This window comes from Ferrimonas sp., assembly GCF_048263965.1.
Taxonomy (GTDB): Bacteria; Pseudomonadota; Gammaproteobacteria; order Enterobacterales; family Shewanellaceae; genus Ferrimonas.
Window position 1 is genome coordinate 432,850 of the sequence record NZ_JBLXDO010000001.1, and the last position, 24,162, is coordinate 457,011.

Annotated in this window: 22 protein-coding genes; 9 read left to right on the forward strand and 13 right to left on the reverse strand. The window is 57.8% G+C overall.

What is annotated here, in order from left to right; genetic code table 11:
- Positions 1-34: 34 nt before the first annotated feature.
- The 4 genes from ACN0RV_RS02005 to ACN0RV_RS02020 form a co-directional block, all read right to left on the reverse strand.
- A complete protein-coding gene (locus tag ACN0RV_RS02005; protein WP_417345087.1) occupies positions 35-391 on the reverse strand; it encodes a hypothetical protein in 357 nt (118 codons plus the stop codon).
- Between the two features lie 72 nt (positions 392-463).
- The gene (gene phaC, locus ACN0RV_RS02010; protein WP_417345088.1) at positions 464-2,194 is read right to left on the reverse strand and encodes a class I poly(R)-hydroxyalkanoic acid synthase; all 1,731 of its coding nucleotides are present in this window, start codon (positions 2,192-2,194) and stop codon (positions 464-466) included.
- A 22-nt stretch (positions 2,195-2,216) separates the two neighbouring features.
- Entirely contained in the window at positions 2,217-2,546 is a 330-nt protein-coding gene (locus ACN0RV_RS02015) for a phasin family protein (protein WP_417345090.1), read from the reverse strand.
- A gap of 139 nt (positions 2,547-2,685) precedes the next feature.
- Positions 2,686-2,946 (reverse strand): hypothetical protein, encoded by a 261-nt coding sequence (locus ACN0RV_RS02020; protein ID WP_417345091.1) that lies wholly within the window; start codon positions 2,944-2,946, stop codon positions 2,686-2,688.
- 701 nt (positions 2,947-3,647) lie between these two features.
- Here ACN0RV_RS02020 and ACN0RV_RS02025 point away from each other — a divergent pair.
- Complete coding sequence (locus tag ACN0RV_RS02025) at positions 3,648-6,023, forward strand: multiheme c-type cytochrome (RefSeq protein ID WP_417345093.1); 2,376 nt, start codon at positions 3,648-3,650, stop codon at positions 6,021-6,023.
- A gap of 195 nt (positions 6,024-6,218) precedes the next feature.
- The gene (locus tag ACN0RV_RS02030; RefSeq protein ID WP_417345095.1) at positions 6,219-7,571 is read left to right on the forward strand and encodes a winged helix-turn-helix domain-containing protein; all 1,353 of its coding nucleotides are present in this window, start codon (positions 6,219-6,221) and stop codon (positions 7,569-7,571) included.
- 41 nt (positions 7,572-7,612) lie between these two features.
- On the opposite strand, the gene ACN0RV_RS02035 is transcribed toward ACN0RV_RS02030, so the two are convergent.
- From ACN0RV_RS02035 to ACN0RV_RS02050, 4 genes are all read right to left on the reverse strand, one after another.
- Positions 7,613-7,852, reverse strand: coding sequence for a DUF2960 domain-containing protein (locus tag ACN0RV_RS02035; RefSeq protein ID WP_417345097.1), 240 nt, complete (start codon positions 7,850-7,852; stop codon positions 7,613-7,615).
- Entirely contained in the window at positions 7,852-8,691 is an 840-nt protein-coding gene (locus ACN0RV_RS02040) for a S1 RNA-binding domain-containing protein (protein ID WP_417345099.1), read from the reverse strand. The genes ACN0RV_RS02035 and ACN0RV_RS02040 overlap by 1 nt, the downstream gene beginning before the upstream one ends.
- Positions 8,692-8,852: 161 nt before the next feature.
- Positions 8,853-9,419: a YceI family protein gene (locus ACN0RV_RS02045; protein WP_417345100.1), complete on the reverse strand. Its 567-nt coding sequence runs from the start codon at positions 9,417-9,419 to the stop codon at positions 8,853-8,855.
- Positions 9,420-9,445: 26 nt separating this feature from the next.
- Positions 9,446-9,997 (reverse strand): cytochrome b, encoded by a 552-nt coding sequence (locus ACN0RV_RS02050; RefSeq protein ID WP_417345102.1) that lies wholly within the window; start codon positions 9,995-9,997, stop codon positions 9,446-9,448.
- Between the two features lie 169 nt (positions 9,998-10,166).
- Between ACN0RV_RS02050 and ACN0RV_RS02055 the strand changes: the two genes are divergently transcribed.
- Positions 10,167-11,057 carry a collagenase gene (locus tag ACN0RV_RS02055; RefSeq protein WP_417345104.1) on the forward strand — a complete coding sequence of 297 codons (891 nt, stop codon included), beginning with the start codon at positions 10,167-10,169 and terminating at the stop codon, positions 11,055-11,057.
- Positions 11,058-11,353: 296 nt separating this feature from the next.
- Here the strand turns inward: ACN0RV_RS02055 and purD are convergent, their stop codons facing one another.
- Positions 11,354-12,634, reverse strand: a complete 1,281-nt coding sequence (gene purD / locus ACN0RV_RS02060; protein WP_417345105.1) for a phosphoribosylamine--glycine ligase — start codon at positions 12,632-12,634, stop codon at positions 11,354-11,356.
- A gap of 193 nt (positions 12,635-12,827) precedes the next feature.
- The gene (purH, locus tag ACN0RV_RS02065) at positions 12,828-14,420 is read right to left on the reverse strand and encodes a bifunctional phosphoribosylaminoimidazolecarboxamide formyltransferase/IMP cyclohydrolase (RefSeq protein ID WP_417345107.1); all 1,593 of its coding nucleotides are present in this window, start codon (positions 14,418-14,420) and stop codon (positions 12,828-12,830) included.
- A 293-nt stretch (positions 14,421-14,713) separates the two neighbouring features.
- Here purH and zntR point away from each other — a divergent pair, with 293 nt between their 5' ends.
- The 4 genes from zntR (at position 14,714) to ACN0RV_RS02085 (ending at position 18,864) form a co-directional block, all read left to right on the forward strand.
- Positions 14,714-15,115, forward strand: a complete 402-nt coding sequence (gene zntR, locus ACN0RV_RS02070; protein WP_028110071.1) for a Zn(2+)-responsive transcriptional regulator — start codon at positions 14,714-14,716, stop codon at positions 15,113-15,115.
- A 3-nt stretch (positions 15,116-15,118) separates the two neighbouring features.
- Entirely contained in the window at positions 15,119-16,405 is a 1,287-nt protein-coding gene (locus ACN0RV_RS02075) for an SO_0444 family Cu/Zn efflux transporter (protein ID WP_417345396.1), read from the forward strand.
- Positions 16,406-16,550: 145 nt separating this feature from the next.
- Positions 16,551-16,835 carry a hypothetical protein gene (locus ACN0RV_RS02080; RefSeq protein ID WP_417345109.1) on the forward strand — a complete coding sequence of 95 codons (285 nt, stop codon included), beginning with the start codon at positions 16,551-16,553 and terminating at the stop codon, positions 16,833-16,835.
- Positions 16,836-17,823: 988 nt separating this feature from the next.
- The gene (locus ACN0RV_RS02085) at positions 17,824-18,864 is read left to right on the forward strand and encodes a DcaP family trimeric outer membrane transporter (RefSeq protein WP_417345111.1); all 1,041 of its coding nucleotides are present in this window, start codon (positions 17,824-17,826) and stop codon (positions 18,862-18,864) included.
- Positions 18,865-19,232: 368 nt separating this feature from the next.
- On the opposite strand, the gene ACN0RV_RS02090 is transcribed toward ACN0RV_RS02085, so the two are convergent.
- Positions 19,233-20,249 carry a porin gene (locus ACN0RV_RS02090; RefSeq protein WP_417345113.1) on the reverse strand — a complete coding sequence of 339 codons (1,017 nt, stop codon included), beginning with the start codon at positions 20,247-20,249 and terminating at the stop codon, positions 19,233-19,235.
- Between the two features lie 352 nt (positions 20,250-20,601).
- Between ACN0RV_RS02090 and tcdA the strand changes: the two genes are divergently transcribed.
- Together tcdA and ACN0RV_RS02100 are read left to right on the forward strand one after the other, a co-directional pair.
- Entirely contained in the window at positions 20,602-21,396 is a 795-nt protein-coding gene (gene tcdA, locus ACN0RV_RS02095) for a tRNA cyclic N6-threonylcarbamoyladenosine(37) synthase TcdA (protein ID WP_417345114.1), read from the forward strand.
- Positions 21,397-21,437: 41 nt separating this feature from the next.
- Positions 21,438-22,361, forward strand: a complete 924-nt coding sequence (locus ACN0RV_RS02100; RefSeq protein ID WP_417345116.1) for a hypothetical protein — start codon at positions 21,438-21,440, stop codon at positions 22,359-22,361.
- Here the strand turns inward: ACN0RV_RS02100 and ACN0RV_RS02105 are convergent.
- Positions 22,358-22,810, reverse strand: coding sequence for a SufE family protein (locus ACN0RV_RS02105; protein WP_417345117.1), 453 nt, complete (start codon positions 22,808-22,810; stop codon positions 22,358-22,360). The genes ACN0RV_RS02100 and ACN0RV_RS02105 overlap by 4 nt on opposite strands.
- On the reverse strand, positions 22,803-24,014 hold the full coding sequence (locus ACN0RV_RS02110) for an aminotransferase class V-fold PLP-dependent enzyme (RefSeq protein WP_417345118.1): 1,212 nt from the start codon (positions 24,012-24,014) through the stop codon (positions 22,803-22,805). The genes ACN0RV_RS02105 and ACN0RV_RS02110 overlap by 8 nt, the downstream gene beginning before the upstream one ends.
- Positions 24,015-24,162 lie beyond the last annotated feature (148 nt).

Genomic DNA, 24,162 nt, shown 5'->3' on the forward strand with positions numbered 1-24,162 from the left:
AGATGCCCGGCGTGGTTGTTTTGGGGGAGCCGCTCTAACGGTTGTACTTGTCTATCATCAGGGTGATGCTGCTGCCGTTGTGGGTGTGGCAGGTGCCGGCGTCGTACTCTCGCTCCAGGGTAAACTCGCACTCCCCAAGCTCCGGGGAGAACATGCTGAGTCGGGTCGCCAGTTCGTCCACGCTGATCACCAGTTCCAATTGTCCGCCAGTGCCCCTGTCCAGCCGCAGATAGTAGGGTTTCACCAAAGTCACCAGCACCTCCTGAGCATGCACCAGGTTGCCGTCGGTATCGTGGATACCATAGAGCAGTTTCACCTGAGGTGAGGTGCTGTCGAACGCCTGGACTGAGGCGCTTAGCACCAGCGCCAGGGCAATCAGTAGCTGCTTCATCGGGAGCCTCCTTGTGGGACAACCCTAAGCATAGGTGCCGGGAGGCGGGGTCGCCAATGAGGGTCCGAATTGTTAGCCGATTCCGTCCAGGCGGCGGCGAACGTAGCGGCCTGGCGCGGCTTCCAGGCCTTCGGCGGGCACCCTGGCGGCCACCTTGGTGGCCGGATTTTGCTGCTCCAGCCACTGCTGCCAGGTGGGCCACCAGCTGCCCTCCTGCCGGCTGGCGGCCTTCAGCCAGGCGTCGGCAGAGCCTGCGCTTTCGCCGGTGAGGTGGCCATATTTCCCCCCCGGAGGGTTGATGATCCCAGCGACGTGGCCGGATTCGCCAAGGACGAAGGTGGTCTTGCCCTCCAGGGCCTGACCACTGTCGTAGCAGGGCTGCCACAGGGCGATGTGGTCCTCCCTGGTTGCCACCACGAAGGCCGGAGCCGTGACCTTTTTCAGATCCAGGGCGGTGCCCCTGATCTTGAATTTCCCTTTATTCACCAATTGATTGTGTTGGTACAGGCGGCGCACCAGGCTGGTGTGGCAGGGGCCGGGGACATTGGTGCTGTCTGAGTTCCAGTGCAGCAGATCGAAGGCCATGGGGCTTTTGCCCTTGAGGTAGCCCTCGACGAAGTAGTTCCAGTAGAGCTGGTTTTCCCGCAACAGGGAGAAGGTCACCGCCAGCTGGCGTCCATCCATCAGGCCGAGCCGCCGATTCTGAGCCGCCACCGCATCTACGGTGGCCTGGTTGAGGAAGTGGCCTATCTCCCCCGGCTGTGAGAAGTCCAGCAGGGTAGTAAACAGGCTGGCGGACTGGATGCGCCGCTTCATCCGCCTGGCGCTCATATAGGCCATGGTGGCCGCCAGCAGGGTGCCACCGATGCAGTACCCCACTCCATTGACCTCGCGCTCGCCGGTGGCGGCTTCGATGGCATCCAGGGCGGCCATCACCCCGTCCACCACATAGTCGTCAAAATCCAGCTGACTGTGGCTCTGGTCCGGATTGACCCAGGAGATCATAAACACCGTATGCCCCTGGCTGACCAGGTAGTTGACCAGAGAGTTCTTGGGCTGCAGATCCAGGATGTAGAACTTATTGATGAAGGCGGGGACCATCAGCACCGGTCGCTTGAACACCTGGTCGGTGCTGGGCTGGTACTGAATCAGCTGCAGCAGCGGGTTTTCAAACACCACCCGTCCGGGGGTGATGGCCAGATCCCGTCCCAGGCCGAAGGCGGTGTCATCGTTCATGGTCACCTTCAACTGGTTGCCACTGCGCGCCAGATCCTCCCTGAGGCGTTGCAGCCCGTCGAGCAGGTTACGGCCGCCGCTGTCGGCGGTGAGCTTCACCAGTTCGGGGTTGGTGGCCAGACAGTTGCTGGGAGAGAGGGCGCCGAGCATCTGTCTGGCCAGAAACTGCAACCGCGATTTCTGGCGGTCATCCAGGCCGGGTTGTTGCTCTATCCCCTGTTGAACGTGACGGCACGTCAGCAGGTAGGACTGGAGGATGCAACTGAACCAGGGGTCGGAGTGCCATTGGGGATCCTTGAAGCGGCGGTCTCCCTTGTCGGGGGCGATCACCGCAGGCTGTTGCTGCAGCAGGCGTTCAAACAGCTGCAGCTGTTCCTGCCACCAGAGCAGCTGGCGGCCAATCATCTGTTCCGGCTCAGAGGTTTCCTGCTGCCAGAATTCAAGCCATTCCAGGCCCAGCCCCATGCAGAGCTTGTTCTGACCGGATCCGGATGTCAGCCACTTCTGCCATAACTGTTGTTGGCACTGGCTCCACTGGGCAAACCACGCCATGGACTCCTGGTTCATTGCTGTCTCTCCTTGGTTGGGATCAGGACTGGGGACGGGTCAGCTTGTCCATGGAGGCACGAAACTCCTGGCCCATCTCGTTGAGAGACTGCATGTCCTGCATCACTCGGGAGGAGATCTCACCCATCAATTGCATCTGTTTGCCTGCCAGGGCGGTCATGGTCTGCAGGTCCCTGACGTCGGCACAGGCCTGAACCTGTTCGATGCTCAGGTCGGTGTAGTGTTTGCCGGCTTCCTGCTGCAGGCGGGTCAGTTGCTGGTAGTGGTCGGCCAGCAGCTGGTTCATTTCGGCCCAGGGGGCGGTAAATTGCTGAGCCTGGTCCTGAAACTGCTTGATCATATCCATATACATGCTCGTCTCCTTGAGGGTTTGCTGAAAAAAGCACTCAAGAAGTTAGGCGGGAGTCATGACAGGGAGTTGACAATCTCATGAGCGGTGGATGACGGTTCTGTCGATTGGCAAAGGAGCCAGGGGCGGCCGGCAACCCGCCTTAGGCGATGGCCAGCAGGATGCCGCCTATGGCGATTGCCGCCTTGGCGTATTGGCCCGCCTCATAGGTGGCGTCATCCATCGCTTCGATCCGTTCCGGATGATCCATACCCAGTGCGCCGTGGGCGAAGGTGGAGATGTCGTCACCCAGAGGACGTTCGCTGTCGCTGGAGCTGGACGTCTCCGGCGTCTCACCTCGGCGAGCCTGATTGACGGAGTTGGCCTGATATTGGGCGAGACTGGAGTTGTTGCCGACCTGCATCCTGAAATCCTTGAGTGAATGAACACCCCATTTATCGGTCAGGTTGGGTTCAGATTTGAGATAATTTACAGAGCTTTACCTATTTTTCCCCCCAGGCTTTCCTGCCTAAACCGCCGCTGAGGGAAGATCTTTTCTCCTTCTGCCGCTCTGTTTTGGTGACTAATCACGTTTTTTGGCAAGTAATCGGCAGTAATGGCAGCTTTGGGATCCCAAAAGGTGTCCCAAATCACCCAAAAACGACTGAAAATCACGCTTGTGCAACATGGTGGTGACCCACTTTTATCCTTTTTCTTGCCAAGAAGCAGCAATTGGCACTTTCATCGGGGCCTGGTTCACAGTTTGTTTTTTCATCACTTTTGCAATCGCTTTGGTCACGGAGTGCCCGAAGGAAGGAGGTTAAGGTTTCCCTGCCTATAGGGGCTGTTGATTTTCGGTGATTGCCTTTGCGCAAACACCAATTTGATTTGGTAGCGAGTGCTTAAATATCGGCTCTGAGCCGGATATAGCTGAGGCGGGCGGGGCGCCCTTCGGGGCCGGATTGACGACAACCACTCTGCGTTGTCCGATTTCGACGTAGAGCAACTATGCCAGCAATCGAACGCCTTGATTGATTGTCGTCCTCCTCGGCCAAAGCCTTACCACCAAACATCAACATCCCCTAAGAAGAGCAACAATCAAACCGCTGATTGAAGGAAATGATGATGAAACCTCTCAACTTTAAGGTCGCCACCCTGGCGGCCATGCTGGCCACAGCCCTGACCGGCTGTTCCGGCGACGATGGCAAAGATGGTGCCCCGGGTCAGCCCGGTGAACCTGGCCAACCCGGCACCCCCGGACTGGTGGTGGCCGACAGCGCCAAATCCCTCGAGGTCACTGTGACCAATATTGCCCTGGGTGAGCACACCCAGGTGAACTTCAGTGTGGTCAACGAGCAGGATCTGCCCGTTGTTGGACTGGGTAAGTTTGGCTTTCTCCTCTCCGGTCTGGAACAGGGCCAGGATGGGGACGCCAACGCCTGGAAACTGCTGGCCTCAGAAGGTTGCCCGGCCAGCAAGTACTCCGGATGCGGCACCATTGTGGACAATAAGGATGGCACCTACAGCTATCAGTTCGATAAGGATGTAACCGCCGAGTCTGCCTTTACCATTGCCGACGACAAGAGTCTGCGTCTGGTGGTTCGTACCGGTGGTGAAGAGGTCGGCAACACTGAAGTGGCCTATGCCAACCTGATTCACGACTTCCGTCCTGATGGCAATACCCCTTCCTACTCCAAGAATGTGGTGACCGAAGAGAACTGTGCCTCCTGTCACGACGACCTGGCCTTCCACGGTGGCAAGTACACCGAGGTGGAGACCTGTGTTGCCTGTCACGCCGATAACAAGGTAGGCGAAGAGGCCCTGTTCACCAACCTGGCCCACAAGGTTCACATTGGGGTGATCTCTGCGCCCGTTGGAGGCTGTGACAACTGCCACAACGAATCCGGTGAGGCGAGCGACTATGCCAACTGGAAGCAGGTTCCCACCATCGAGTCCTGCTCTACCTGCCACGCCGATGTAGACTTCGAGACCGGTGCCAACCACGTGGGCGGTCCTCGTGAAGACAACGGCGCTTGCGCGGTTTGCCACAGCGAAGCGATGATCGAGATGAACCACCTGTCCACCTACCAGGGACAGACCTCTCGCCGTGAAAACGTTCATCTGACGGTGACCGATGCCAAGATGGTGGCGGCGCCTCAGGCCCAGGCCAACATCGATGCCGGTCTGGATACCGATCAGACCGGTTACGTGCAGTTGACCGTAGACATCCGTGATAAGGATGGTCAGTCCATGAATCTGCAGCTGGATAAGGCAGATTTCTTCTACTACTCCGAGTTCTACATCAACTGGGGTGGCCACGACATGGGCATGGAGCGCGGTAAGATCCTGCGCGTATTCACCAACAAGGAGCTCTACCCAGGTTACGTAGATACCCCCATCGTACTGAACTACGAAAACGGTGAAACCACCTTCGAGATCGGTCCGTTTGATCTGACCGACACCTTCGACGGTGACCTGACCGACAGCTACGGCATGGTGTCTCCACGCATCTGGTTCTGTATGGATGCCAAGGGTGAAAACCTGGAGTCCTGTAAGGAGACCTCCAGTGTTTGGGGCCAGGGTGCCGCAGGCTTCAACTGGCTGCACTTCTTCGATGACCAGGGCATGTTGTCCGAGCGTCCTCGTCGTCAGGTGGTGACCAATGAGAAGTGTGGTTCCTGCCACGGCATGACCGAGCGCGACAGCGATGGCATGGCTCAGATGACCCTGAACTGCCGCAGCTGTCACCCGGTTACCAAGACCGACTCTGAGTTCTTCGGCACAACCTGTGCTTCTGGTTCCATCGACAAAGATGGTGATGGCCAGCTGGATGAGCAGGTGATGCTGAAGAACCTGCGTCCACGTGGTGAGCGTGACTGGACCACAGCCTCCAACGCCGGTGAAGAGTGTCTGGCCTGTCACAACGCCAACAACCCGCCGACTCAGGTGATCCGTGACGCCCACACCAAGCAGGGCGACGCCGATTACGTGGAACAGCTGACCATGAGCCACCCTGACCACAAGGTATGGATCCACTCCATGCACGCCAACAACCGTGCCAACCAGGGCGGTGAAGGTTGGGTACGTAACGTAGAGTACTCCGCTGACCTGGCGAACTGCGTCAAGTGTCACGAAGGCGACAGCTTCGATGCCAAGTACCTGGTGGGTCGTAAGCCTCTGGCATTGGATCTGGACTACATGAACACCTATGACGGCCTGGATCCGGCCAACGGCAAAGACACCACTGGCAACAAGCGTTACGCCGTAGATGCCAAGGCTGATGCCTATGTGTCCCCCACCGCGGCCGTGTGCCTGAGCTGTCACGGTAAGCGTGCCGCTGAAGACGGTGAGGATCGTCGCCAGGTGCGTAAAGAGGTGGTGGCTCACATGAAGCAGAACGGTGCCCAGTTCGGTGTGACCGAAGGTGAGTACACCGGCGAGGAGTCCTGCGCCGTGTGTCACAACCTGGACAATCTCAAGTCTGTTCACGGTCTTAACTAAGGGCGAAGCCCGCGTGTGCAACGTTTCCCTGTAAGCCAAGGCCCGGGCCTCATCACCCGGGCCTTTTTTGAGTCTGGGTCGGGATCACAAAGCTGAAGGTGCAGAATAAAACCCACTTCAATTTGGGATTATCATGACCATTAAGCTGAGCCTTTACCTGATTCAAGGCTGTCTAACAGGGTTGAGAGGACCGATGTGAAAGTATCCAAGTATCTGACTGTGGACGAGGAGCGTCGTCTGCTGCTCGACAGCAAAGGGAACTTGACCCATCCACTCTCCTTTGCCGAACTGGAGATGCTGAAGCTGCTGGTGGCTGAGCACGGCGAGGTTGTCGACAAGCAGCGTCTCACCGACGCTGGTTGGCCGGGCCGGATCGTTGCCCAGTCTTCGCTGACCCAGTGCATCAGTACCCTGAGGCGCAAGCTGGAGGGGCACCCGGATATTGAGCTGAAGACCATTCCCAGGTACGGCTACTGTCTGGGTTATGTGGAGCCCCGCGAGATGGCCCCTGCAGCGAGTCAACCCGCAGAACCGGAACTGCCGCTATCTTCGGCCCAGGAGCTGCCGCAACCTTCGGCTCAGGAGTTGCCAGATGGTCGCCGGTCTGGCTTCGCCCTCCGTTGGCGCTGGCCAGCCCTGGGGCTGTTGCTGGCATCCGTGGCCTACCTGCACCTCTCCGGGGGGCTGTCCCATGCCCTGGACTGGCTGAGGTTGATAAGCCAGCCATCGGTGGCCGCCATCTCCAGCGAGTCGCTTAAGGTGGGTTCCCACCCCAACCTGGCCCACAACGTGGTGTTCGAGGAGGAGGAAACCCTGCCCAAGGTGTCGCCGCAGAGGTTCATCGCCAACTGGGAGCGGGTGGATGATATGTTGCCGGAGGTCAAAGCCCAGCAGAGCTATCTGAAGCAGAGTCCAGACTTCGATTCCATCGCCCTGTGTGCGGATTTCGATGGCATCTGCCGGGACAAACAGCCGCTGAACCTGGTGCGTCGCCATGGTGAGCAGCCGTCGCTGGATCTTAAATGGCTGAGGGACACCAAGCTGAGAATGGAGCAGGTGACCTACAACAAGATCCTGCTGGACCGATTCGATGGCCCCACCGACGGCTTGTTGGAGGATGTCTACCGGGCTGACGTCTATTACTATGGCGACAGTGACAATGTGGTGCGAGGTGACATCCGTTTCTCCATCCTCTATCAGTCGAAGACCCAGGGCCAGTTGCTGGTGGCCGCCTGCTTTACCGACGCACTGAACCGGGAGATCAGCATGCGCTATGAGTTCTCCGGCCCCTTTAGGGTCCGGGAGACCCAGGTGGATGGGCGACCGGTGAAGCGCTTCCTGATCCAGGTGGAGGATCAGAACTTCCGCCGACCGGAGCAGTTGTCTGAGGAGGGCGCGGTGATCTACCGCGAGATCCAGAAGGCGGTGCTGTCCAAGAAGCAGATGACCCTGCACCAGGTCTATGAGGATGACCAGAGTGGTGTCTGGAGCCTGCCCCTCTGGGGAGAGACCATGGTATGGGCCCACAGGGCCCAGCTGACACTCTAATAAGAGACAAATAACAAAGGGGCTCGTTTGAGCCCCTTTTTTTAATCCCTGACCACGGTGATGTCGGTAAAACCCTTCTGACGGATGTAGTTATCCCGGAAGTTGCGGACGGTCTTCTTATCCCGGGTGGACATGCGTACCGCCTGCTCCATGGCCAGGTAGTCGCTGGTGTCTATCCCTTCGGCGGCGGCCACCGCCTCGAAAGCGTCGTGGTATTTGTCGTTGGCATAGCCGATGCTCTTCTGCTGCCCCTTGAAGGTGTAGCTGATGGTCAGGGCCATTAGTTCTCCTCCTTCAGACGGATGCCATCGCTGTCGATGCTGATCTTGCCGGACTTCAACAGGCTGCCCAGGGTGCGCTTGTACACCTTCTTGCTCACCTTGAAGACCCGTTTGATCGCTTCAGGATCCGCCTTGTCTCCCAAGTGGCTGAAGCCCTTGTTGTCTGCCAGGTGCTTGAGCACCTGAGCTTCCAGCTGATCCACTGCCTCGGCGGCGGGGGGATTCAGGGTCAGGTCGACACCGCCATCTTCACGCACCCACTTGACGTAGCCGGTCAGGCGCTGGCCTACGCGGACGTCGCGGAAGATTTCGTTGTGATAGAGCACGCCCCAGTAGCTGTCGTTGACGATCGCCTTGAAGCCCAGGTCGGTCTTGTTGGTCAGCAGCAGGTCGACCTTCTGCATCCGCTTGAAGCGGCCAGGGCGCTCTGACACAAACCGGTCCAGTTTGGTGGAGGCGGCCAGGCGTTCGGTGTGGTGATCCTGGTAGATGTGCACCACATAGTGGCGCCCCTTTTCCATGGGGACCTTCTGCTGGTTATAGGGGACCAACAGGTCTTTATCCAGACCCCAATCCAGGAATGCCCCGGCGTTGTTAACGTCCACCACCTGCATCAGGGCGAACTCGCCCAGGCAGGCCTTGGCCTTCTGGGTGGTGGCGATCAGCTGATCCTCGGAATCGAAATAGAGGAACACCTCGATCTCTGTACCGATCTCTGTGTCCTTGGGAACGAACTTACGGGGGAGGAGGATGTGACCGAACTTGCCGCCGTCGAGGAAGACGCCGTAATCGCTGAGGCGAACGACGGAGAGGCGGTTGTAGTGACCTATTCTAACCATGGTGAAAATCTTTGTCCGAAAGAGGGGGGCATACCGCAGGGATATGGGTGCCAAAACTGCAGCGAGTATAAACCAAATGGGGCGGACAGAGAAAAAAAGGGCCAGCCCGTTGGCGGGCCGGCCCAAGAGATGATGATGCTTGCTCTAAGAAAAAAGGGGGCTTACAGCTTGATCCCTTCGACGTGCAGGTCCAGCTGTACCTCGGCGGACTGAGGGCCGAGATCCATGGGGATGCCGAAATCCTTCATCTTGATGGTGGTGCTGCCCTCAAAACCAACGCGGTAGCCACCCCAGGGATCCTGACCTTCGCCAATTTTCTGAACGTCGATGGAGATGGGCTTGGTGACACCGCGCAGGGTGAAGTCACCGTGCAGCACACCGGACTCGGCGTCTTTGGCGTCATAGGAGGTACTGACAAACTTGGCCTCGGGGAAGCGCTTCACTTCCAGGAAGTCCTCGCCGCGAATGTGCTTGTCACGCTCGGCGTGGTTTGAGTTGACGCTGGCGGTATCGATGCTCACCCGGAAGGCCCCTGGGGCGCCCTCTGCGTAGTTGAAGCTGCCCTTGAAACTGTCGAAGCGGCCGATCACCCAGCTGTAACCCAGGTGGTTGATCTTGAAGTTGATGGAGGCGTGGGCCCCCTTGGTGTCGATGGCGTAGTCGTCGGCCATAGCCAGGGAGCTGAAAGCCAGGGCGGAGCCCAGCAGGGCAGCGTTGATCATTTTCATAGTAATACTCTCCAGTTGGTTGGGGCTCAGTTTGATGGTGCGATCATGCGGCCCAGGGTGTTGTCACGGTCGATGAATTGGTGTTTCAGGGCGGCCAGGCCATGGCCCAGCGCTAGAATAATCAGGCTCCATGCGGCGTACTCATGGATGGTGCCAGCGATCTCCTCCTGCTGATTCAGCCCGGTGATCAGAGCGGGAACGCTGAACCAGTCAAAGACGTCGATGGCCCGGCCATCGGCGGTGGAGATCAGGTAGCCGGAGATCAGCAGGGCCATCAACAGCAGGTAGATGGCACCATGGCCGGCTTTGGCGGCCAGCTGGGTCATCCGCCCCTGTCCCGCTGGTGCCTTGGGCACCGGATTGGCGAAGCGCCAGATCAGGCGCAGCAGGGTGGCGCCGAGCAGCAGCAGGCCCAGGCTCTTGTGGATATAGGGCCCCTGACGATACCAGGGGTCGTAGTAGCCCAGGTCCACCATGTAGAGGCCCAGGCCAAACAGGCCGAACACCGCCAGGGCGGAGAGCCAGTGCAAAGCGATGGTGACCCAGCCGTAGCTGTGGGAGTTGTTGCGTATCATCACGGGTCTCCTGAAAGTGAGTGATGCAACACATTTTAATTTCATAAATAAGAATTAATATCGCAAAATCGTGGGCGGTTCTTTCTAAAAAGTAGAACTGTTTCTCATGGGCTTGTCTTAGCCTTCTCAGGCAGGCAAAATCGTGAATATTGTATGCAATTCTGGAGTCTCTATGATTTCCCGCTGTTTTTCTCTTGGCCTACTGATGCTGAGTGCGTCGCCATGGGCGTTAGAGGGGCCTGCCGTTCCCTCGGTGGATCAGGTGCTGTCCCAGGTGCACAGGTGCAGTGACACCCTGATCCTGCGATCCGAGTCCCTGACGGCAGAGCAGCAGGCGCAGGCCTGCGACATGCTGGGAAGACAGGAGGGCGAGTTTCATCAGATGTTTGGCACCCGGGGACAGCCGGTGTCTCATGATCACAATGGGGCGATGCGGGCCAACATCTATGGGGACAGGGACAGCTATGTGGCCCATGTGACGGCTCATTTCAATGTGCCCAGCGACAATGGCGGCATGTATCTGGAAGGGCATCCGGACAGGCCAGGCAACCAGGCGGAGTTTGTGGCCTATGAGAAGCAGGGCGAGATCTGGAATCTGGCCCACGAGTATGTCCACTACCTGGATGGGCGCTTCAACCTTTATGGCAACTTCTGTCTGGGTCTGCACGACGATCACAGTGCGCCTGAGTACTGTCCTGAGCCATCACCGCCTCTGCCTCACCTGGTGTGGTGGTCCGAAGGCGTGGCAGAGTACGTGGCCAAGGGCCGGGATAATCCCAGGGCCACCTCTTTGGTCCTGGAGCCCAGCTTCGCCCTGAGTGAGTTGTTTGATACCAGCTACAGCCTTAATGGTGGCAGTGGGCGGGTGTATGGCTGGGGATATCTGGCGGTGCGCTACATGATGGAGCATCAAAGGGAGAGGGTGGAACAGATGCTGACCCTGACCCGGCGCGGTGATTACCCCAGGTATCAGGCGCTGGTGCGGCAGTGGGGCAAGGACATGGATGCGGATTTCCGTCGCTGGCTGGAGGATTTGGCGGAGCTGGAACGGGGCATGAAATAGGGGGGTGATACTCTGTTTGTGAGGTACACCATGGACCGGGTGAACAAAAGAGCGCATGCTGAAAAGGTAACCACTGGCTCAAGGAGAGGATGATGGAGTCGGCCATTACTGTGGTGCTGCTATTGGCACTGGCAACGGCGGCAGTCGCGTTTCTGTTGGTACCCCGAAAAAGAAAGCATCGGGAGGTCACTCCCATCTCCAATCGCAGTCGCAAGAAGCGGGCGCGGAAGAAATCCGCGAAAGTCTCCTAGGAACGTCAATATTAAAGAGGGCCGCAGTGGCGGCCCTTTTAACGGTTACTGCTGTTCCCGGGCGATGGCCCGATAGGCGATGTCCCGCCGACAGAATACCCCATCCCAGCTGATCTCATCCGCCAACAGGTAAGCACGCTGTTGCGCCTCGGTGACGGTGTGGCCCAGGGCGGTGGCGCAGAGCACCCGTCCGCCGGTGTTGACGATGGCGCCCTCCTGTTCACTGGTGCCGGCGTGGAACACCTTTTCACCCTCGGCGTAGTCGATGCGCAGCCCGCTGATGGGGAAGCCCTTGGTGTAGCTGGCGGGGTAGCCGCCAGAGGCCAGAACCACGCCCACGGCGGCCCGGGGATCAAACTCGGCACTCTTGTCATTCAACTCGCCGGCACAGGCGGCCAGACACAGTTCCACCAGATCAGACTGCATCCGCAGCATGATGGGTTGGGTTTCCGGGTCACCGAAACGACAGTTGTACTCGATCACCTTGGGGGTGCAGTCGGCGTCGATCATCAGGCCGGCATAGAGGAAGCCCTTGTAGGGGTGGCCCTCGGCCTTCATGCCATCTACCGTGGGACGAATCACCTCGGCCATGATGCGGTCGTGGATCGCCTGGGTGACGACCGGTGCGGGGGAGTAGGCACCCATGCCGCCGGTGTTGGGGCCGGTGTCGCCGTCGCCGACGCGCTTATGATCCTGGCTGGTGGCCATGGGCAGGATGTTGTCGCCATCCACCATGACGATGAAGGAAGCCTCCTCGCCCTCGAGGAACTCCTCGATCACCACCCGGTGGCCGGCATCGCCGAAGGCATTGCCGGCCAGCATGTCTTTGACCGCATCCTCGGCTTCGGTCAGGGTCATGGCAACGATAACGCCCTTACCGGCGGCCAGACCGTCTGCCTTGACGACGATGGGGGCACCCTTCTCCTGCAGGTAAGCCAACGCAGGCGCCACTTCGGTGAAGTTCTGGTACTCGGCGGTGGGAATGGCGTGACGGGCCAGGAAATCCTTGGTGAACGCCTTGGAGCCTTCCAACTGCGCAGCCGCGGCGCTGGGGCCGAAGATGGTCAGTCCCTCGGCCTCGAAGGCGTCCACTACACCGTCGACCAGAGGTGCTTCCGGACCGACGATGGTCAGGGCAACCTGTTGCTCTTTGGCGAAGGCCACCAGGGCCTGGTTGCCGGAGACAGCGACGTTTTCCAGCTTGGGCTCGGTGGCGGTACCGGCATTGCCCGGCGCCACGAACACGGTCTCCACGGCAGGGTTCTGCGCCGCCTTCCACGCCAGGGCGTGCTCACGACCACCGCTACCAATAACTAATACTTTCATCTCTTAATCCTTTGCGATAAAGGGAAGGGGGGCTCCAAACAGGAGTCAGGTCCACCCCTCAAGCGCAGGCCAAACCGATGAAGTGCTAGAAGCCCTCTCCACAGCCCCCTGAGTTTGCTGTTGCAAATGAGGGGGGCGAGGACAGAGGGCGACGCCGCAATTCGAGGTTTGGGCAAGCGTCAACCCAAAGCCATTAGTGCTTAAAATGGCGCATTCCGGTGAACACCATAACCATATCGTGTTCGTCCGCCGCATCGATCACTTCCTGGTCTCTCATGGAGCCACCAGGCTGAATCACGCAGCTGATCCCCGCTTCGGCGGCGGCGTCGATGCCGTCACGGAAGGGGAAGAAGGCGTCGGACGCCATCACGGAGCCGGGTACGGTCAGGCCCTCATCGGCGGCCTTAATGCCGGCGATCTTGGCGGAGTAGACGCGGCTCATCTGGCCGGCACCCACCCCCACGGTCATCCCCTCTTTGGCGTAGACGATGGCGTTGGATTTGACGTACTTGGCCACCTTCCAGCAGAACATCAGGTCCTTGAGTTCGGCCTCGGTAGGCTGGCGCTTGGAGACCACCTTGATCTCCTCCAGGCCGACCATGCCCTGATCCCTGTCCTGAACCAGCAGGCCACCGTTGACCCGCTTGGTGTCGAACTCGGTGGTTTTACCTTGCCACTGGCCGCACTCCAGCAGGCGCACGTTCTGTTTGGCACTGACCACCGCCTTGGCGTCGTCGGAGACGGTGGGCGCGATGATCACTTCAACGAACTGGCGGTCGATGATCGCCTGGGCGGTGGCGCCATCCAGCTTCTGGTTGAAGGCGATGATGCCGCCAAACGCAGAGGTGGGGTCGGTTTTAAAGGCGCGATCGTACGCTTCCAGAAGGTTGTCGCCCAGGGCCACACCACAGGGGTTGGCGTGCTTGACGATGACACAGGCGGGAGCGTCAAACTCCTTGACGCACTCCAGTGCGGCATCGGTGTCGGCGATGTTGTTGTAGGAGAGTGCCTTACCCTGAATCTGGATGGCGGAGGCTACCGAGGCTTCCTGCAGCGCCTTCTCTACGTAGAAGGCGGCGCGCTGGTGGCTGTTTTCGCCATAGCGCATATCCTGCTTCTTGATGAACTGTTGGTTGAAGGTGCGGGGGAAGACGGACTCATCGTCGCCCTCTTTGTTGTCGCCGTGGCTGGGCACCATGGTGCCGAAGTAGTTGGCGATCATGCCATCGTAGCCGGTGGTGTGCTCGAAGGCGGCAATGGCCAGGTCGAATCGGGTCTGGTAAGTGAGTGAACCCTCACCCTTGTCCATCTCCGCGATCACTCTGTCGTAGTCGTGGGCATTGACCACTATGGTGACATCTTTGTGGTTCTTGGCGGCGGAGCGCACCATGGTCGGACCGCCAATGTCGATGTTCTCGATGGCGTCTTCCAGGGAGCAATCTGGACGGGCGACGGTCTGGGCGAAGGGGTAGAGGTTCACCACCACCATATCGATGGGCTTGATGCCGTGGGTGTCCATCACCGCGTCATCTTTTTCGCGGCGGCCGAGGATGCCACCGTGTACCTTGGGGTGCAGGGTTTTGACCCGACCGTCCATCATTTCAGGGAAGCCGGTGTAGTCGGACACCTCGGTGACAGGCAGGCCAGCTTCGGCCAACAGGCGTGCGGTGCCGCCGGTGGAGAGCAGCTCAACACCGCGCTGACTCAGAGCCTGGGCGAACTCAACTACACCAGTCTTGTCAGACACACTCAGCAGGGCGCGTCGAATGGGACGTGCAGATTCCATAGGGTACAGATCCTTTCATGTAGGGTTAGTGGGTCACCCTGAGGGTGACTCTTATTATGGGAAGATATTTCGCTAACACCTTGGCGTAAGGTGTTGGCGAAATACCCTCTTTGGGGGTCTGTACAACCTTAATGGAGTCGCGCGCATTGTACGTCAAAATGGTCATGAAATCAGGCCAAATCCACGACTTTTGTTCACGTATAAGAAAAGTGCATTTCCATATAAAAAGGGTTTGACCTTAGACTTAACTCCAAGGTTTATAATCCCACCAAGTCAAGATTCCGGAGTCTGTCATGTACCGCATCGGCGAGCTGGCGACGGCCTGTGAGGTCACCGCCGACACCCTGAGGTTTTATGAAAAGAACGGCTTGTTCAGCCCATCGTCCCGCTCGGACAAAGGCTACAGGCTGTATACCGAAGAGGATGCCCGCCACCTCAAGTTCATCCTGAGGGCTAAGGCGATGGGGTTCAGCCTGACGGAGATTCGCGAGCTGCTCAACATCGAGGCCAGTCGCTCAGACTGGGCCTGCGCCGATGTGAAAGGGATGGTAGAGGCCAAGGCGGCCGAGTTGCAGCGAAAGATTGATGAGATGACCCGCCTGAGAGACTCCCTTCAGGAGCTGGCGGACGCATGCTGTGGTGGGCCGGAGAGTGCCATTCACTGCTCCATCCTGGATACCCTGGAGACCAAGTAGATGTTGTTGATTGAGAATTTCCTGGACCTTTTCCTGGATTCCGCGCCCTGGCTGTTGCTGGGCCTGTTCCTGGCGGGGATGCTGAAGATGTTTGTCCCCATGGAGTGGATGAACAAGCAGTTGGGGGGGCACGGTTTCAAGACCACTCTGAAGGCAGCCCTGTTTGGTGCGCCTTTGCCATTATGCTCCTGTGGGGTGATTCCGGCTGCGGTGGGCCTGCGCCGTTCGGGTGCGTCCAAGAGTGCCACCACCTCCTTCCTGGTGTCGACGCCGGAAACCGGTGTGGACTCGGTCTCCGTCTCTTATGTCCTGCTGGGTCCCTTTATGGCCGTGGTGCGTCCCATCGCCGCAGTCACATCCGCCGTGGTGGCTGGCTTGCTGGTTGGCCGCGATGACGAAGAGCCCAAAGAGGAGAAAGCGCCTATCAAGGTAGCCAAGATGCGCCCCATGGGCCAGGGCTCCCTGATGGCCTCCGGTGGTCAACCTCAACTGAAGGTAGAGCCAAAGTCTGGCTGTTGCGCTTCCAATAAGGAGGTTGCGCCCGAACCGGCATCCAGCTGTTGCTCTACCAAGAAGTCACCAGCCCCAGAGGTGACTTCCAGCTGCTGCTCTTCCAAGGCCGAAGCCAAACCCCAAGAGAGCGCCAGTTGCTGCAGCAGCAACAACGAGGTGAAGAGCGAAACAGGGTGCTGTGCCTCCAAGGCGGCCCCCAAAGCCAGCGATGGTGTACTCAGCCGAATGGTTCAGGGGATCCGTTACGCCAGTAATGATCTGGTGAAGGACACCACAGTGTGGCTGCTCATCGGCCTGTTTTTCGCGGCCCTGGTAAACACCTTCGTTCCGCCACAGTACCTGTCGCAATGGGGGGATGGCATCCTGGCCATGTCTCTGATGGTGCTGGTGTCCGTGCCCATGTATATCTGTGCCACCGCCTCGACGCCTATTGCCGCGGGCCTGTTGCTGGCGGGGGTGTCCCCCGGTGCGGTACTGGTGTTTATGATGGCGGGCCCCGCGACCAACATCGCCACCCTGGGGGTGGTACGTAATGAACTTGGCAAGCGTGCCCTGTGGGGCTACCTGGGCGGAGTTATCGGTACTGCCATGGTGTTTGGTTACCTGGTGAACTTCCTGGTGACCAGCTACGGCTTCCAGGTGACCCCCCTGGTGGGCGAGGAGCACAGAATGTTGCCCAACTGGTTGGTGTACGGCAGTGGCATTCTGCTGGCCGTGCTGATGATCCGGGCGTTGCTGACCACAATTAAAGTCAGGATGACCCCCACTCCCGCTTAATCTGTAGCCATGCCGACTGACAACGCGCTGCTTTTGCAGCGCGTTGTTTTATCGAAGCTTATTATCTCCCCTGTGCTAAAATTCAACCAGTTTCAGTTGGCTCTGTATCTTGAGCCCCTCCTTAACCCTCAATGAGGATCCTCCTATGAGTGCACTGCTAGTCCTGGTGACCGCCCTCGCGTCCGAACCCGCTTTGGCCGGGGTGGAGCAGGGTGATGAATATATTTGCCGCAACGGTGAGATGGAGCGCCGTATCCAGGTGATCTATCCTCAGGGCGCGCCGCTGCCTTGCGAGGTTCATTATGTGAAAGGCAGTGACAGCAAGGTGCTGTGGCGTGCTCAAAACGAGGCGGGATACTGTGAAGCCAAAGCCCAGGAGTTTGCGGCGAAGCAGAAGACCCTCTACTTCCCTTGTGAGAAGAATCAGTAGAGGAGGGGGTGCTCCTCCATTGCGGCAGCATTCCCGACGCAATGCTCTTCTTCCGAGACCCGTTAAGGGCAGCCATCGCTGCCCGCCCCTTATCTCTACTATCATCAGGCTGACTCTATAGCCCATATTCCCTCCTCGAAATAAAGGGTTGCATATGGCTACTTCACATGTTGGTCAGCCAACTCTGAATATCTTCCGCCAGTGAGCCTTGCTCAAATGTTGTGCACTCATGCTTAGATGCATCGAGTCTAAAAATTACGAATAAAGAAAATATCATTCAATTAATTGAGCCTCATTCATTGGGGGATTGGATCTCTACCGCCTTTTTAGCGGAAAATCTCTAATAAAATTACAAATTGCCCCGCCCAACTTTCCGCCCCAACTGTTTTTGTGAGCTGGATCTCTACTCATTTGGTGATAGGTTCGCCTTGAATGATTTCATAATAAAAAGGCAATAATTAATTAAATACCTCTTCATTATAAACTTAAGTCGCTGCGGTTTAAGTGTTTGTTTGTGTGGGTTTTATGCTAAAGGTTTTCTCTTGATGAGTTTAGCGTTGATTAATTGATAGGGGGCTTTGTCTCTTAATTCACCCTGGATCACGCCGCAATTGCAAAATCGCCCCAAAGGCTGAGCCAGCCTAAAAAAATATCCAAAACCGCCTCTCGGGTCACAATATGCCCGCCGGTTGTGATCGCGGTCTTTGTCGCCCCTGGTCCGATGTAGGTTTTGTTCGACAATAATCGCCATTATGCGACGTGGATCGCACCAGTTGAGCCTGGGTAAGGAAATTCAGATTGCCGTTTTGTTAACTTCGTGGGGCGAAATGTTTGGACTGGTGTTTGTTGATTGGCGCTTATCTGTGGTTGTGTCAGGTTAGTTTTTTCCATCTAATGCGTTGCCGACAAATGATCTCAGTCCACGACACAACATTTCAAATAAGAGAGTGATGTTGATTCATAACCTATAAAATAGGATGAAACTGAGATGTTCGTTTCTAAAATTAAAAAGATTGCCTTAGTAACCTCCATGGCTGCCATGGCAACCCCGGCGTTAGCTGCATACGAAATCCAACTGAACGACAACGATAAGCTGATCTTCGGCGGATACATCAAGGCTGATGTCCGTTACGTTGACGGTGACGTAGCCTATAAAGACCAGTGGACCGGTGCAGGCACCCCCCTGGAGGAGAGCGCATCTCAGTTCCGCATCTTCGCCAACGAAACCCGTTTTAACACCAAGTACATCCACGGTGACCTGGTCGGTTTCATCGAGATGGATTTCTTCGGTGGTGGCGGTAACCAGATTATCTCCAACTCCCTGAACCCACGTCTGCGTCACGCCTTCGTGAAGTACAAGAACATCACTGCCGGTCAGACCTGGTCTACCCTGATGAACACCAGCGCCATCGCTGAGACTGCTGACTTCGGTAGCACCATGATGGGTATCTCCTTTATCCGTCAAGGTCAGATCCGTTACACCAACGGTGGCCTGCAGCTGGCTATGGAGAACCCTGAGAGCTTCGGTGGTGACACTGCCAACGACAAACTGCCTGACCTGATCGCCAAGTACACCTTCAAGGGTGACTGGGGTAACGTGTCTGTTGCCGGTCTGGCTCGTCAGCTGAACACCCTGGGTGGTGAGACTGAGAACGCCCTGGGCTTCTCCGTAGCCGGTCGCATCAACACCTTCGGTAAAGACGACCTGCGCTTCCAGATCCACAAAGGTGAGCTGGGCCGCTATGTTGGTACCGCTGCTGTTAAGGACCTGGTTGGCGAAGAGGTAGAAGATACCACCTCCTACAACATCGCCTACCGTCACTTCTGGAACGAGACTGTTCGTTCTACTCTGGTCTATGGCCACATCGAAGGCGACGTTTCCGGTAACGAAACCAGCCAGTGGGGCGTAAACATCTTTAAGAACTTCACCAAGGAGCTGTCCATGGGTCTGGAAGTAGGTAACTACTCCATCGACCACGAGGACAAGGACTCCATGTACGGTCAGTTCTCTATCCGTTACGCCCTGTAACCAGGTAGCAGAGAGGCGGGGATCCTGACCCCGCGACGGGTCCATCTTGGCAGAGAGTTAGACCCAACCCTTAGCCGGCGGAAACGCCGGCTTTTTTGTGCCTGATGCTCGGCATTGCCACAAACTGCTGGAATCTGTCGGGCGCTCATTAGCGTAGCAGGTTCAGCCCATGGCTGGGAGCAACCATCATCGGTTGGACCGAGTTCTGCTGCGGCTGACGGGAGGGGCAGCGATGAGCCGATGGTGCCAGCAAGGATTTCAAGAGTCGGGGAAAGGCGGACATAAGAAAGGCCACCTTGCGGTGGCCTCTGGCAGGTTACCCAATCAGCTGATTGGGGCGACCGTTTCCTCTTTGGCTAGGCCAAAGATTAGAAGCGGTAGCGCAGACCTACGGTTACTACATCATCTTCGATGTCGGCAGCGTCCTTGATGGAGGCTTCGTACTTGGCGTAGTGGCCGTACAGGTAAGCAGACTTGCTCAGGGTGTAGTCGCCACCGATGGTGTAGTTGGTTACATCTTCAACGGTGCCGGTGGTGTCACCCTGGGCCTTCTTACCGAAGGTACCCATGGCGCCATCTTCGTAGCCGTACTGAGCCTTCAGCATGAAGTTGCCCAGAGGGTACTTGGCGGAAACGATGTAGCCGTCGGACTCAGCGGAGGAGTCGGCGGTCTTCTCGGAGGACTGGTAGATGGCACCCAGAGCCAGGTCAGCAACTTTTACCTGACCAGTCAGACGCCAGGCGGTCAGACCTTTGATGCCGTCAACATAGCCGCCGCCAACGTAGAAGTTGGCTTTCTTCAGGCCTTTGTCACCGTAACCCAGGAACAGGGCGTAGTTGTCGCCGTCGTCGCTGGTGGCGCCGTCGTTGTCGTCTTCCAGGATGTAGGTGAACTTACCGGTCAGCATGTCTACCTTAGGCAGAACATAGGTGATGCCATCAGCAACACGATCCTGACCAGGCAGGATCATCACGATGTCGGCGTTCAGGTTACCGAAGGCATCAACGCCACCTTCGGAGCCTTTGAAGGCGGTGTCGTTGCGACCGAATACCACTTCACCGAAACCACCGGCCAGACCGATGTAAGTGTTACGGGAAGAGAAGGTGTCGGCGTCGTTGTCGGTGCCGTTAACACCAACTTCTACCTTGTACACCAGCTTCAGAGCGCCGTTGATGTCGTGGGCGCCTTTCATACCGATGTTGGAAGAGTTGTTTTCCAGAACAGTGCCGGTGTCACCGCTGGTACCTTGAACGGTGTAACCGGTGTCGGAATCGGTCAAAGAGATGTTCAGGTCACCGTAGAAGGTGGGCATTTCTGCTTGGGCGCCGAAAGAGGCAGCAACCAGCAGTGCAGCAGCAGAGAGGGCGGGTGTCCGTTTTAACATGATCAATTTACTCCTGACGATCAATGAATGCCTGATGTTTGGTTAACACATAAGCAACATATTTCCCTATGTATCAAGATTTAATCAGGCTTTTTAGTCATTTTGCGAACTCGATTCTGGCAGGAAGTCTGTGACATGCAACCGCCCGATCGGGCGTTTTTTGAAGTGGCGCACGTTTTGGCGTGAGATAATTGTAAATGTTGCGGAAGGTCAATAAAGCCGCGATTAATACGTTGATTCACCAAGGTTATATGGTTAACGTGAAAAGTTCACCCTACGCAAACCGTCCGGGACTTCCCTGAATTCCCATCACCCCTGTTATACTGCGCCGGACTTTGTCAGGAATGCAGATATGAACGACGACTACCTACAACGCTTTGGCGGCATTGGCCGCCTCTATGGTCCAGCGGCACTGGAGCGATTCTCCCGGTCCCACGTTGCCGTGGTTGGCATCGGAGGGGTGGGCACCTGGGTGGCTGAGGCGCTTGCCCGCAGCGGCATCGCTCGAATTACGCTAATCGACCTCGATGACATCTGTATTACCAACACCAATCGACAGTGCCACGCCCTGAAGCAGACCGTGGGTCTCTCCAAGGTGGCGGTGATGGCGGAGCGGATCCGCGCCATTAATCCGGACTGTCAGGTGGATGAGGTGGAGGAGTTTGTCGACAGCGATAACCTGTTTGAGCTTATCGATGATACGCTGGACTATCTGGTGGACTGCATCGACAGTGTTAAGGCCAAGGCGGCGCTGATTGTTCACTGCAAGCGGCGCAAGATTCGTATTGTGACCGTCGGCGGCGCTGGCGGTCAGCTTGATCCCACCCGGGTTCAGGTGGCGGATCTGGCTAAGACCTATCAGGACCCCCTGGCAGCAAAAGTGCGTAACCTGCTGCGCAGGGAATACAACTTCAGTAAGAACCCCAAGCGCCGTTTTCAGGTGGAGTGCGTCTTCTCCGATGAGCAGCTCAAGTACCCCGGCAGCGATGGTCAGATCTGCCTGGCCAAGTCGGCCGCAGAGGGCCCCAAGGCGATGGACTGTGCCAGTGGTTTTGGTGCAGTGACCCCGGTGACTGGCACCTTTGGCTTTGTGGCGGCCAGTCGAGTACTGCTAAAGCTGGCGGCACAAGCCGACAAAGAGGCATAATATTTCAATGCCTTAGTTCAATGCCATGGGAGGGCAGTGACGTGTTGTCCAGACAGCTTGGGCTGATTTGCCTGCTGATGAGCCTGAGTGTTTCGGCCTCGGTACAACCTGAGTCGGAGACTCAGGAACACCCCTGGTATGACAAGGCCCATGAGCTGCTTTCCGGCTCTGCCCGTCGCTCCGCCCTTTGGTTCGATCACTTCTTTGGCCCCACAGACGATGCCGATCAGGCGTCCAGTCATTTTAGGTTGAGAGTCCAGCAGGAGTTCATTGAGCGGGAGAGCGATCAATTGGGTGTGCGCCTCTCCGCCGCCTATTATCTTCCCCAGACTGAACGGCGGCTCAAGCTGTTGCTGGAATCCGACGAAGAGGATGAGGAGCTGGGCGATCCCTTTACCGGTACCGGAGAGGGCACCACCCGAGCGGCGCTGCGCTGGATCCCGCTGGATAGAAAGCGCTGGGATCTGTCACTGGATCTCGGCGCCAGTATGGACTCGGGCATTCAGCCCTTTGTTCGGGGACGCGCCCGCTACTACGACAACCTGGACGAGCGTACCCTGCTGAAAGCCACCCAGGAGCTGAGGGTGCAATCCAATGAGGGCTGGAGTGAAACCACAGGCCTGAACCTGGAGCGGCACTACGACGGTCACGCCCTGCTGTGGCGCAACCGGCTCTTTTATGGAGAGGAGAGTGATGGGCTGGAGTGGAGCAGTAAGCTCAGCAGGGTCGAGTGGCTCAATGACCGCACCGCTCTGTCGGTGTTTGCCGCCGTTTCAGGGGCTACGGAGGATACCCTGACCCAGAGTGAAATTCGCCGTCTGGGCCTCACCTTCCGCCAGAGTTTTCTGAGGAGTTGGCTCTTTTATGAGGTGGAGCCCCAGGTCACCTGGCCCAGAAAGTACGGCTTCGACACCAATCTGGAGTTGATGCTGACTCTGGAGGCCCAGTTTGGCCAGCGCCGCTAACTCGGCGTTACCTGGGCGCGAATCGCCTCCACCAGGGCCGCCAGACCATTGGCTCTGGATGGGCTCAGATGGGCCGACAGCCCCAACTCTCCGAACCAGCTGTCCAGATCCAGGCCGCGAATGGTCTGATCGTCGCCGTGATTGCAGGCGCTCAGGATCAGCACCAGAAGCCCTTTGATGATGCGGGACTCACTGCCGGCAAGGAAGTGATGATAACCCGTCTCATCTCTGTGGTGGTAGAGCCAAGCCTTGCTTTCGCAGCCAGCCACCTCCGCATCCTCCCTCTGCCACTGTGGGGCCAAAGCGGGCATACGGCTGCCCAGTTTCATGATGATCCGGTATCGCCCCTGCCAGTGGGACTGAGCCATCAACTCCTGATGCAACTGCTCTCGGGTCAGCTCTCTCCCCAGAGGGGAGTCCAGAAACTCTTGAATGCCGGGTTTAATCATCGAGAAACTCCGTGATCTCCTTGAGGGCAGCCAGGAAGGCGTCCACCTCTTCGAGGCTGTTGTAAGCGGCGAAGGAGACCCGGCAGCTGCCTTTGAGTCCCAGCGCCTGCATCAGCGGTTGACAGCAGTGGTGGCCACAGCGCACCGCTATGCCCGCCTGATCCAGCAGGATGCCAATATCCTGATGGTGTTCCCCCTCGACTCTGAAGGAGAGGGCACCCAGATTGCGGCCGCTACCGGCGATCGCTTCCACGCCGGGTAGGGCGGCCATACCCGCCTTGACTCTCTCCATCAGTGCGGTTTCGTGGGCTTGCAGTGCTTGCCTGTCCAACTCATCGATAAAGGTCAGAGCTTCGCCCAGACCTATGGCTTCGGCGATGGCAGGGGTGCCCGCTTCAAACTTGTAGGGCAGGCGGTTGAACTGACTGCCCTCGAAGCTGACCTGCTGAATCATCTCGCCGCCATATTGATAGGGGGGCATCTGCTCCAGCAGTGATTGACGACCCCACAACACCCCTATGCCTGTGGGGCCATAGCATTTGTGGCCGGAGAAGGCGTAAAAGTCGCAGCCCAGCTCCTGCACGTCGATCTCCAGGTGGGCCACCGCCTGGGCACCATCCACTATGGTGATGGCGCCGACGGCCCTAGCGGCAGGCAACATCAGCTCAAGGGGCGCCACCTTGCCCAGGGCATTGGAGATCTGAGTGAGGCTGACCACTTTGGTTTTTGGTCCCAGCAACGCCCGATAGGCATCCAGGTCCAGATCGCCCTCCTGAGTCAGCGGGATGGGGATCAGCCTGGCACCGGTGCGCATCGCCATCTGTTGCCAGGGAACGATGCAGGCGTGGTGAGCCCAGGTGTCGATGAGGATCTCGTCTCCAGGTTGCAGCAGGTGACTGCCCAGACTCTGAGCCAGCAGGTTCATCGATTCCGTGGTGCCCCGGGTGAAGATCACCTCCTCCCGCGCCGGCGCTTTGATGAAGGACTGTACCCGGTCTCTGGCGCCCTCGAATGCCCGGGTGGCCAGGTCGGAAAGACGATGGGCCCCGCGATGGACGTTGGCGTTCTGCTCCCGGTAGAAACGATTCATCGCCGCGAGCACCCGCTCAGGTTTCTGAGTGGTGGCGGCGTTGTCCAGGTAGACCAGATCCGGCTGGTTCAGGGCAGGAAACTGGTTTCGCAAGTGGTGCAGTGGTGCGCTCATCGAGGTTCCATCAAGGTAATCCGGCGGCAGAGAATGACCAATCCCTGTCTCGGTTGCAAGTGATCACAGGAAGGATACCAGTTTTGTCCGAATCAGGGATCCAGGCCCTCGGCATGGCTGGTTAATTAACTGTTAATATGGTTAAAAC

Coding starts and splice junctions, on each gene's coding strand:
- ACN0RV_RS02005 (WP_417345087.1), bottom strand. CDS start 391: ATGAAGCAGCTACTGATTGCCCTGGCGCTGGTGCTAAGCGCCTCAGTC.
- phaC (WP_417345088.1), bottom strand. CDS start 2,194: ATGAACCAGGAGTCCATGGCGTGGTTTGCCCAGTGGAGCCAGTGCCAA.
- ACN0RV_RS02015 (WP_417345090.1), bottom strand. CDS start 2,546: ATGTATATGGATATGATCAAGCAGTTTCAGGACCAGGCTCAGCAATTT.
- ACN0RV_RS02020 (WP_417345091.1), bottom strand. CDS start 2,946: ATGCAGGTCGGCAACAACTCCAGTCTCGCCCAATATCAGGCCAACTCC.
- ACN0RV_RS02025 (WP_417345093.1), top strand. CDS start 3,648: ATGAAACCTCTCAACTTTAAGGTCGCCACCCTGGCGGCCATGCTGGCC.
- ACN0RV_RS02035 (WP_417345097.1), bottom strand. CDS start 7,852: ATGGCCCTGACCATCAGCTACACCTTCAAGGGGCAGCAGAAGAGCATC.
- ACN0RV_RS02040 (WP_417345099.1), bottom strand. CDS start 8,691: ATGGTTAGAATAGGTCACTACAACCGCCTCTCCGTCGTTCGCCTCAGC.
- ACN0RV_RS02045 (WP_417345100.1), bottom strand. CDS start 9,419: ATGAAAATGATCAACGCTGCCCTGCTGGGCTCCGCCCTGGCTTTCAGC.
- ACN0RV_RS02055 (WP_417345104.1), top strand. CDS start 10,167: ATGATTTCCCGCTGTTTTTCTCTTGGCCTACTGATGCTGAGTGCGTCG.
- purD (WP_417345105.1), bottom strand. CDS start 12,634: ATGAAAGTATTAGTTATTGGTAGCGGTGGTCGTGAGCACGCCCTGGCG.
- purH (WP_417345107.1), bottom strand. CDS start 14,420: ATGGAATCTGCACGTCCCATTCGACGCGCCCTGCTGAGTGTGTCTGAC.
- zntR (WP_028110071.1), top strand. CDS start 14,714: ATGTACCGCATCGGCGAGCTGGCGACGGCCTGTGAGGTCACCGCCGAC.
- ACN0RV_RS02080 (WP_417345109.1), top strand. CDS start 16,551: ATGAGTGCACTGCTAGTCCTGGTGACCGCCCTCGCGTCCGAACCCGCT.
- ACN0RV_RS02085 (WP_417345111.1), top strand. CDS start 17,824: ATGTTCGTTTCTAAAATTAAAAAGATTGCCTTAGTAACCTCCATGGCT.
- ACN0RV_RS02090 (WP_417345113.1), bottom strand. CDS start 20,249: ATGTTAAAACGGACACCCGCCCTCTCTGCTGCTGCACTGCTGGTTGCT.
- tcdA (WP_417345114.1), top strand. CDS start 20,602: ATGAACGACGACTACCTACAACGCTTTGGCGGCATTGGCCGCCTCTAT.
- ACN0RV_RS02105 (WP_417345117.1), bottom strand. CDS start 22,810: ATGATTAAACCCGGCATTCAAGAGTTTCTGGACTCCCCTCTGGGGAGA.
- ACN0RV_RS02110 (WP_417345118.1), bottom strand. CDS start 24,014: ATGAGCGCACCACTGCACCACTTGCGAAACCAGTTTCCTGCCCTGAAC.